This is a genomic window from Clostridium sp. CAG:43, assembly GCF_000434655.1.
Lineage (GTDB): Bacteria > Bacillota > Clostridia > Lachnospirales > Lachnospiraceae > Otoolea > Otoolea fessa.
Window position 1 is genome coordinate 61,806 of sequence record NZ_FR895096.1, and the last position, 9,446, is coordinate 71,251.

Sequence of the window (9,446 nt, forward strand, 5' to 3'; positions counted from 1 at the left end):
TATGTGATGCTGCTTGCGGCGGTGATTGTATTGATTATGATTGGCTCGGTGGCGATGTTTTCCGGGAAAATAACAGACATTCTGGGGAAAAAGGATGGCTTACCGGCAGAAATGGTGGATACAGGCGGATCTGGAATGGTGATTGAGCCGGACACGAAAGAATATATTCAGGACTTTGGCGGATGTATTCTGACAGAGAATGGCGAGCCGGGGATCACAGAGCTGATGAATACTTATTTTCAGGCGGTTTCCGACTGTGATATGGATACGTTTGTGAAGTTGTTTACCTCACAGGATACGAGTGAGGAAGAACACTACCGTCAGGAATTTGAAGAACAGAAGCAGTACATTTCCGGGTACCAGAATGTGAAATGTTATACGACGCCGGGGCTTAGGGACGGTGAGATGGCAGCGTATGTGTATTATGAGATTTTGTATACGGGCGTGGAGACACCGGCACCGAGTCTGGTGCGGATCTATGCGGTCCGGGCGGAGGACGGAAGCTGGCAGATCGATGACGGGAAAATGTCCGAAGAGCTGACGCAGTATTTTGAAGAGCTGTCGGTCAATGAGGATGTGCGCCTTCTCAGCAAGCAGACGGATGAAGCAATGGATGCGGCGATGGAGCAGGATGAAGCGCTGAAAGAGCGCGTGGAATTTATGAAACAGGGCGCATCTTATATGCAGGAGGAGTCGGAACCGGCTGCGTCAAATCCTTAAAATGCTTTATTGAATTCGTCTGGCTGGAAAAATAAAGTTTTTAAGGTATGGAAAGCTGAAAAGCGGATATTCCGGAGCATAGAGAAATGGTTGATAGCATATAAGATATAAAACTAATTGATTTATATAAAGCGAAAGTACAGATATAGAAAGACAAAGAGGCACAAAGAATGGATGTAAAAGATTTTTATTATGATTTACCGCAGGAGTTAATTGCACAGGATCCGCTGGAAGATCGTTCTTCTTCCCGGCTTTTAGTGCTGGATAAAAAGACGGGTGAGATGCAGCATAAGGTGTTTAAGGATATTGTCAATTATCTTCATTCGGGCGATTGCCTGGTGATCAATGACACAAAGGTTATCCCGGCGCGTCTGATCGGAAGCAAGGAGGGAACGGATGCACACATCGAGATTCTTCTTCTGAAACGCCGTGAGAACGATATCTGGGAGACGCTGGTAAAGCCGGGCAAAAAGGCAAAGCCGGGAACCGTGATTAATTTTGGCGACGGTCTGTTAAAGGGAACCGTTATTGATGTGGTAGAGGAAGGAAACCGGCTGATTCAGTTCTCCTACGAGGGTATTTTCGAGGAGATTCTCGACCAGCTCGGCCAGATGCCGCTGCCGCCATACATCACACACCGTCTGCAGGACAAGAACCGCTATCAGACGGTTTATGCGGAACACGAAGGATCGGCGGCTGCACCGACAGCAGGTCTGCATTTCACGAAAGAGCTGCTGGCACAGATTCAGGAAATGGGCGTCAAGATCGCGCACGTCACACTTCATGTGGGTCTGGGAACCTTCCGGCCGGTCAAGGTTTCGAATGTACTGGATCATCATATGCACTCGGAGTTCTATCGTATCGAGGAAGATGCCGCCAACATGATCAATGAGACGAAGAAAAATGGCGGACGCATCATCTGTGTTGGTACGACAAGCTGCCGGACGATTGAATCCGCAGCGGCTGAGGACGGCACGATCCGCGCGTGCAGCGGCTGGACCGACATTTTCATCTATCCGGGCTACCAGTTCAAGATTCTGGACTGCCTGATCACAAACTTCCACCTGCCGGAGTCCACACTCGTCATGCTGGTATCCGCACTGGCAGGCAGAGAACACGTGCTCACGGCGTATGAAGAGGCGATCCGGCAGAGATACCGGTTCTTTAGTTTTGGGGATGCGATGTTTATTCAGTAAGCAGGATATGTGTTTAAGAAAGACTCATAGTGAACGTGCTATGGGTCTTTTTATTTCATAGGAAAGTGTACCCTATGAAACATTCTCTATTCTTTCGAAAACTGTTTGAACCCCATGGACGAAAATGTTATAATTTTTATACTTTGGTTGCCGGAATCCTACGGCACAATAAATCGAAATGAGATGAATAAAATGCAAAAAAATCAAAATGATAAATCATACAAGAGAGCACAGCCAAGTGAAAAGCAGGAATCCCGGATTCCAGCGGAAGGCGTTCGTTTAAATCGCTTTTTGAGCGAGGCGGGCATCTGCTCCCGTCGGGAGGCGGATCGGCGGATCGCGGACGGGCGTGTGACGATCGATGGGCGCGTGGCAGAGGTCGGGCAGAAGCTGATGCCGGGACAGCGCGTGGCGTGCGATGGCGTAGCGGTGTCCGGCAAGGATGCGCCGGTGCTTTTAGCGGTCAGTAAGCCGCGGGGGATTGTCTGCACGACTTCTGATAAAGATCGGGCAGAAAATATCGTAGAATTTTTAGATTATCCGGTCCGGATTTACCCGATCGGGCGTCTGGACAAGGATTCAGAAGGGCTGCTTCTCATGACGAATGAGGGCGAGCTGGTCAATCGGATTCTAAGGGCTCGTTACGGACATGAAAAGGAATATCTGGTAACGGTGGATAAACCCATTGATAGTGAGTTTGTCCGGAAGATGAGCGCAGGAGTGAAGATTTTAGATACGGTTACCCGTCCCTGTGAGGTGGAAAAGACCGGGAAGACGAGTTTCCGGATCATCCTGACCCAGGGACTCAACCGCCAGATCCGCCGGATGTGCGAGGCGCTGGGGTACCAGGTGCAGACGTTAAAACGCGTCCGGATGCTGAACATTACGCTGGATGGGCTGAAAACAGGCGAGTACCGGGAAGTGACAGCGGCAGAGAGACAGAAATTAGAAGATATTTTGAACGGAAAGAAGAATGGCTGAGACAATGTTGTCTGGCAGTCAGTGCAGGTTCACATATGAGGTTGCATAGAAATGCTTGAAAACGCATTCAGAGGCAGTGGAGAGAGCGATGGGAAAGGTGGAGTCAGATAGATGGCAGAGGACAAGACAAAACGGATACGGGAGCTGATTGGGACGCTGCGGGCAGCAGGGCGCGCCTATTATCAGGAGAGCCGGGAGATCATGAGCAACTTTGAGTATGATAAGCTTTATGATGAACTGGTTTCATTGGAGAAAGAGACGGGAATTGTGTTTGCGAACAGCCCGACGCAGAATGTAGGATATGAGGTAGTCAGTGCGCTTCCGAAGGAGCGCCATGAGAAACCGATGCTTTCGTTAAATAAGACGAAGAGCGTGGAAGAGCTGGCAGACTGGCTCGGCGGGCAGACCGGGCTTTTATCCTGGAAGATGGACGGTCTGACGATCGTCCTGACCTATCAGAATGGAACACTTGTCAAGGCGGTTACGCGTGGAAATGGTGAGATCGGCGAGGTTATCACGGCAAATGCAAAGGCGTTCGTCAATGTGCCGTTAAATATTTCCTACCAGGGTGAGCTTATCCTGCGCGGCGAGGCGATCATCCGGTATTCGGATTTTGAGAAGATCAATGAGCAGATCGAGGATGTCGATGCGAAATATAAGAATCCGCGAAACTTATGCAGCGGTTCGGTGCGTCAGTTAAACAGCGAAATCACAGCGCAGAGACAGGTCCATTTTTATGCGTTCAGCCTTGTAAAGGCGGATGGCATTAATTTCAAAAATTCGCGGAAAGAGCAGTTTGAATGGCTGAAAACACAGGGGTTTGAGGTCGTAGAGTACCATGAGGTGACAAAAGAGACGCTGCCGGAGACGGTCAAAATGTATTCTGAGGCGATTGCGGAAAATGATACGCCGTCGGATGGACTGGTGCTTTTGTATGATGATATTGCCTACGGCCAGTCGCTGGGGCGGACGGCAAAATTCCCGCGCGATTCGATCGCATTCAAGTGGGCGGATGAGATTCAGGAGACGAAGCTTCTCTATATTGAATGGAGCGCGTCGAGAACGGGGCTGATTAACCCGGTGGCAGTATTTGAACCGGTTGAGCTGGAGGGAACGACGGTCAGCCGCGCCAGTGTCCACAACATCAGCATCATGGAGGCGCTGGAGCTGGGGGCAGGCGACCGGATTACGGTTTATAAGGCAAATATGATTATTCCGCAGATCGCGGATAACCTGACGCGCAGCGGCGTCCGGGATATTCCGGAGGTATGTCCGGTGTGCGGCGGTCAGACGGAGGTGCGCCAGCTCAATGATGTAAAATCACTCTACTGCACGAACCCGGACTGCCAGGCGAAGAAGATCAAGAGTTTTACTCTTTTTACAAGCCGCGATGCGTTAAATATTGCGGGACTTTCAGAGGCGACGCTGGAGAAATTTATCGGCGTCGGCATGATTCATGAGTATGCGGACATTTTCCATCTGGACCGTCATCAGGAAGAGATCGTCGAGATGGACGGATTCGGGCAGAAATCGTATGACAATCTGATTGCGGCGGCTGAGAAAGCGTCCCACACGACCCTGCCGAGAATGGTGTACGGTCTGGGCGTTGCAGGCATCGGTCTGGCAAATGCCAAGATGATTTGCCGTCATTTTAAAAATGATTTTGAGGCGATGCGCCACGCCACCGTGGAAGAGCTGGTCGAGATTGATGGAATCGGGGAAGTTCTGGCGCAGGCGTGGGCGGCATTCTTTTCGGATGGAAAGAATAATGCGATCGTCGATCATCTGCTGGCGGAGCTGACCTTTGAAGCAGGAGACGAAGAAAGCAGCGAGGGTGCAGATGAGGCATTCGCCGGGATGAACTTCGTCATTACCGGTTCGCTGGAACATTTCAAAAACCGGAAAGAGCTGCAGGAGCTGATTGAGCGCCGCGGCGGCAAGGTGACCGGAAGCGTGACGTCCAAGACGAATTATCTGATCAATAATGATGTGGCGTCGTCGTCCTCGAAGAATAAGAAGGCGCGGGAATTGGGGGTGCCGATTCTTTCGGAGGAGGAGTTTTTGAAGCTATAAGAGAGGTGAAAAAGCCGGACGCCAGACAGTGTTTAGCTGGCTTTTTTTTGCAGCTTGTGTTATGATTAGGAATGCTGATATAGTTTTTATTGTAAGTAGAAATGAATCATATCGGTATATAATAGAATCCTAAAATTCAAACGAATTTTATATAAAAAGGGGATATATAACCATGCCAATTAAAATACAAAAGGATCTTCCTGCTAGGGCAATTTTGGAATCTGAGAATATATTTGTGATGGATGAGGATCGGGCGATGAGCCAGGATATTCGTCCGTTGGAGATTTTGATTTTGAACCTGATGCCGATCAAGGAGGATACGGAGACGCAGCTTCTGCGGGCACTTTCGAATACACCGCTGCAGGTGGACTGTTCATTCCTGATGCTGGAAACGCACGTTTCGAAAAATACATCACAGACGCATCTGAATAAGTTTTATGTGACGTTTGACGAGATCCGCCGCAAGCGCTTTGATGGTATGATTATTACCGGTGCGCCGGTGGAGAATATGGAGTTTGAGGAGATCAACTACTGGGACGAGCTGACGAAGATCATGGAGTGGAGCAAGACGCATGTGACCTCGACGTTTCATATCTGCTGGGGCATGCAGGCGGGACTCTATTATCATTATGGAATTCAGAAACATCAGAGAAAGACAAAGCTTTCCGGCATTTACAGACATCGTCTTTTGAACCGGAAGATCCCGCTGGTCCGTAGTCTCGATGATTATTTTTACTGCCCGCATTCCCGTTACACGGAAGACCGGGAAGAGGATATTCTGAAACATCCGGAATTGCAGATTCTGGCGAAATCGGATGAGGCTGGCGTATTTCTGGTGATGAACCAGGATGGAAGCCAGATTTTCGTTCAGGGGCATCCAGAGTATGATCGCATGACGTTAAACAACGAGTACCACCGCGATCTGAAAAAAGGCTTAAATCCGCAGGTACCGTGCAACTATTACCCGGACAACGATCCATTTTCCATGCCGGTGCTGAAATGGAGAAATATGTCCAACACGCTGTACACGAACTGGCTGAATTACTATGTATACCAGATGACGCCGTATGTGCTGAAGGAGGACGAGCAGGAATAAAAAGAGAAAAAGGCTGTCACATCAGGCAAATTTAAATTTGGTTCCATGGATTGGAAGCAGATTGAGTGCCTGGGGCGACAGCCTTTTCTAAAAGTTATAGAATAAAAACGATACTTTTTGATACTTAAAAGCGGATTGCCATTGACTTGTACGTATGAAAATGGGATAATGAACGCAGAGGTGATTGGTATGTTTAAAATTAATCCATACAGACCCGGAGCGGGCTTGATGCCGACGTATCTGGCTGGAAGAGATGCCGATATGGATGCGATCCGGGATTTGCTTGATGCCCTGAAATTGGGGATTCCGACCCAGTCGGTTATTTTCAGCGGTTTAAGAGGAGTGGGAAAGACCGTTCTTATCAATAAGCTTCAGGAAATTGCCGAAGAAAAAGGAATTTTTTGTAAACACATTGAGGTGGAAGAACGAAAAGATTTTATTTCTCAGATTGCAAGCTGTTCGCAGGCTTTTTTGCGTCAGATCAGTACTGCAGAAAAATTTAAATCACTGATACAGAAGCCATTGGATGCAATTAAATCTTTGATTGTTTCATTTGATCCAGATGGAAATACATTTTCTCTGTCGCTGCAGGAGCGGGAGCTGTATCGTACAAGTAACCTGACACAGAGTCTGACAGATGTATTTACGGCGTTAGGGGAAACGGCGTATAAGACGGAATCGCCGCTTTGTTTTTTTATTGATGAAATTCAGTATATGAAACCGGAAGAGCTGGGAGCTTTAATTGCGGCACTTCATCGGACCAATCAGCTTGGCTATCCTCTTATGCTGATTGGAGCTGGACTGCCTAAAATTTATGCCATGCTGTCGGAAGCAAAATCATATTCAGAACGGCTGTTTATTTATAAAGAGATAGATTCTCTGGATCGCGATCAGTCGATCGAGGCAATCCGGAAACCAGCGGAAAAATTAAATGTTTCCTATACGGACGAGGCGGTTGGAGAAATCATTGATATTACGAAGGGCTATCCATTTTTTATCCAGCAATTATGCCAGATTGTCTTTCAGAACACAGATGGAAAGCGGATCGATGAGAAACATGTGGAATCCTGCATTCCAGAATTTTTCCATAACTTAGATAATGGATTTTTTAAGGTGCGCTACGAGAGATGTTCGGAAGCGGATAAGAAGTTTATTTTTGCAATGGTCTCATGCGATAAACTGCCATGTACGATTTCAAATATTGCGCAGGTTATGCATAAGACGGTCAGTGCCATTTCTACGTCGAGAGCGCAGCTGATCAATAAAGGGATTATTTATGCAGTCCGCTATAAAGAATTGGATTTTACGGTACCAGAGTTCAGTGGATTTATAAGGAGACTTCCGGAATTTGGGGAGTGGGAGAAAGAAAATCAGGAAGAGCAGAAATAGGAAATCCACTCTTCTAGATTACGCGCGCAAGTCTTATATGCGTTCCATCTAAATTACCGGGCATGTTCCCGCATCAGCGCGATTTCCGCCGCATATCCATCCGGATCGTTCGGCGTTTCCAGATAGAAGGGAAGATGCTTTAACGCGGGATGCTGTACGACGCGGATCAGGGCTTCGGCTCCGATGTAACCTTCGCCGATGCGTGCATGGCGGTCTTTGTGAGCGCCAAGCGGATTCAGGCTGTCATTCAAGTGGATGGCGCGCAGACGGGAAAGACCGATGACGCGGTCAAATTCGGTGAGAACCTCATCCAGGTGATTGACGATGTCATAGCCGCCATCCCAGATATGGCAGGTATCCAGGCAGACACCGAGATGGTCGGAGAGCTCAATGCGGTCGATGATTTCCCGAAGCTCTTCAAAGCGGCTGCCGACTTCACTTCCTTTTCCTGACATGGTTTCCAGAAGAACGGTTGTAGTCTGTTCCGGTTTCAAAATGGAATTTAACATTTCGGCAATGAAGGCAATGCCGGTTTCAACGCCCTGCTTTACATGGCTTCCCGGATGGAAATTATAGCAGTTTCCCGGTGTGTATTCCATGCGCGCCAGGTCATCCGCCATGGTGCGGCGGGCAAAGTCACGGATTCCCTCATCGGCAGAGCAGGCATTCAAGGTGTAAGGAGCATGGGCGAGAATTTTTTCAATCCCATGTTCTTTTGCAAATGAAAGAAATTTAGCAACATCTTCTGGATCGATGTCTTTGGCTTTGGCACCGCGCGGATTCCGGGTAAAAAACTGAAACGTATTGGCATTTATTTTGACCGCTTCCTTTCCCATGGCGAGATAGCCGCGGGAAGAGGAAAGATGACATCCAATTGTAAGCATGATTAGGAACCTCCGTATGTGTAGTAAATGATTTGTGTGATATCTGATGCTGCGGATTGACTTGGCAGCAGTGATATTGAAGCAGAGCCGAACGAAATGGCTGAACTTAGTATTTATGATAGACTTATGATAGCATAGAAGACGGTTAAGAGGGAAGCTGTATTATCAAATATAATTTTATAAAAGCAGTAAACAGGTTAGGATTAAAACGAGAATGGCATTGGAATCAGTTCGATGCCATTTTTTTATGTAATAAAAGCAGTCCGCCCGCATACAAAAGACAGAGGCCCCCAGCCTGGAAAAGCACCGACGGAAACAGGTGCGGGAGTGTTTCAAACGTAAAAAGAGTGTGTAAAAGGTGATTTGACCTCTCAAGACCCTGCAGGATTCCAAGCGCTGTCAGGAGGCAGAAGACGGGCTTTACGATCCCTTGGCCAAGCGGCAGCCGGATGGGGACTTCGTGGGAGAGGGCGTGGATGTGGAGAAAGGCGAGCACCAGTTCGCTGATGAGAAGCGTCGCCAGATAGGCGAAAATTCCCCATCGCGGGATGGCGAAAAGGACGAGCGACAGGGTGAGAAGCATGGAAACCGTATGGTGGACGAAGACGGTTCCCGTTTTTCCAAGCCCGTTTAAAATACTTCCCATGGTGGTGGAGAGGTAGAGAAACGGGCAGAGCCAGGATAAAATCTGGATGAAACGTCCGGCATCGGCGTTGTGGTAAAAGGTTTCGCCCAGTGCTGGACCGAAGCGGGTGAAGAGCCCGACGCAGAGAATTCCCATGTACAGGCTGTATCGGAGCGCCATGGAGATGGTGTGTTCGATTTTGTCCGGCTGATTCTGCGCCTGCGCCTCCGAGACTGCCGGGAGCAGGACGACGGCGAGGGAGTTGGTGATGGCGGACGGAAAGAGGACAAAGGGGAGTGCCATGCCTGTGAGAACTCCGTAAATACTGACCGATTCAACCCGCGAGAGCCCGGAGAGGAGAAGCTGGTTCGGTACAAAGATGGCTTCGAGGCTTTGGAGAAAGCTGAGCGTGAGGCGATTCGCCATGAGGGGGAGTGTCAGGGCAAGAAGCGGAGAAAGCAGAGGGGCGGCGTTGATACGGG

Annotated in this window: 8 protein-coding genes; 6 read left to right on the top strand and 2 right to left on the bottom strand. The window is 48.7% G+C overall.

Annotated features, from left to right (window positions below; translation table 11 throughout):
• The 6 genes from QVO97_RS08430 to QVO97_RS08455 form a co-directional block, all read left to right on the top strand.
• Window positions 1-720 (top strand): hypothetical protein (locus QVO97_RS08430; protein ID WP_288189413.1); only part of this gene is annotated, 720 nt, incomplete at its 5' end.
• Between the two features lie 170 nt (window positions 721-890).
• Window positions 891-1,916: a tRNA preQ1(34) S-adenosylmethionine ribosyltransferase-isomerase QueA gene (gene queA, locus QVO97_RS08435; RefSeq protein ID WP_022359900.1), complete on the top strand. Its 1,026-nt coding sequence runs from the start codon at window positions 891-893 to the stop codon at window positions 1,914-1,916.
• Between the two features lie 192 nt (window positions 1,917-2,108).
• Complete coding sequence (locus QVO97_RS08440; protein WP_022359901.1) at window positions 2,109-2,897, top strand: pseudouridine synthase; 789 nt, start codon at window positions 2,109-2,111, stop codon at window positions 2,895-2,897.
• Window positions 2,898-3,008: 111 nt separating this feature from the next.
• Complete coding sequence (ligA, locus tag QVO97_RS08445; RefSeq protein WP_022359902.1) at window positions 3,009-4,970, top strand: NAD-dependent DNA ligase LigA; 1,962 nt, start codon at window positions 3,009-3,011, stop codon at window positions 4,968-4,970.
• 172 nt (window positions 4,971-5,142) lie between these two features.
• On the top strand, window positions 5,143-6,066 hold the full coding sequence (gene metA, locus QVO97_RS08450; RefSeq protein ID WP_022359903.1) for a homoserine O-acetyltransferase MetA: 924 nt from the start codon (window positions 5,143-5,145) through the stop codon (window positions 6,064-6,066).
• Window positions 6,067-6,255: 189 nt separating this feature from the next.
• Window positions 6,256-7,455, top strand: coding sequence for an ATP-binding protein (locus QVO97_RS08455; RefSeq protein WP_273379450.1), 1,200 nt, complete (start codon window positions 6,256-6,258; stop codon window positions 7,453-7,455).
• Window positions 7,456-7,508: 53 nt separating this feature from the next.
• Here the strand turns inward: QVO97_RS08455 and QVO97_RS08460 are convergent, their stop codons facing one another.
• Window positions 7,509-8,339: a deoxyribonuclease IV gene (locus QVO97_RS08460; RefSeq protein WP_022359905.1), complete on the bottom strand. Its 831-nt coding sequence runs from the start codon at window positions 8,337-8,339 to the stop codon at window positions 7,509-7,511.
• A 226-nt stretch (window positions 8,340-8,565) separates the two neighbouring features.
• A partial coding sequence (locus QVO97_RS08465; protein WP_288189420.1) for an MATE family efflux transporter occupies window positions 8,566-9,446 on the bottom strand: 881 nt, incomplete at its 5' end.

What these genes read in the sequence shown, in the direction of transcription:
- QVO97_RS08460 (WP_022359905.1), bottom strand. Translation starts at nt 8,339, where the DNA reads ATGCTTACAATTGGATGTCATCTTTCCTCTTCCCGCGGCTATCTCGCC.
- ligA (WP_022359902.1), top strand. Translation starts at nt 3,009, where the DNA reads ATGGCAGAGGACAAGACAAAACGGATACGGGAGCTGATTGGGACGCTG.
- QVO97_RS08455 (WP_273379450.1), top strand. Translation starts at nt 6,256, where the DNA reads ATGTTTAAAATTAATCCATACAGACCCGGAGCGGGCTTGATGCCGACG.
- QVO97_RS08440 (WP_022359901.1), top strand. Translation starts at nt 2,109, where the DNA reads ATGCAAAAAAATCAAAATGATAAATCATACAAGAGAGCACAGCCAAGT.
- queA (WP_022359900.1), top strand. Translation starts at nt 891, where the DNA reads ATGGATGTAAAAGATTTTTATTATGATTTACCGCAGGAGTTAATTGCA.
- metA (WP_022359903.1), top strand. Translation starts at nt 5,143, where the DNA reads ATGCCAATTAAAATACAAAAGGATCTTCCTGCTAGGGCAATTTTGGAA.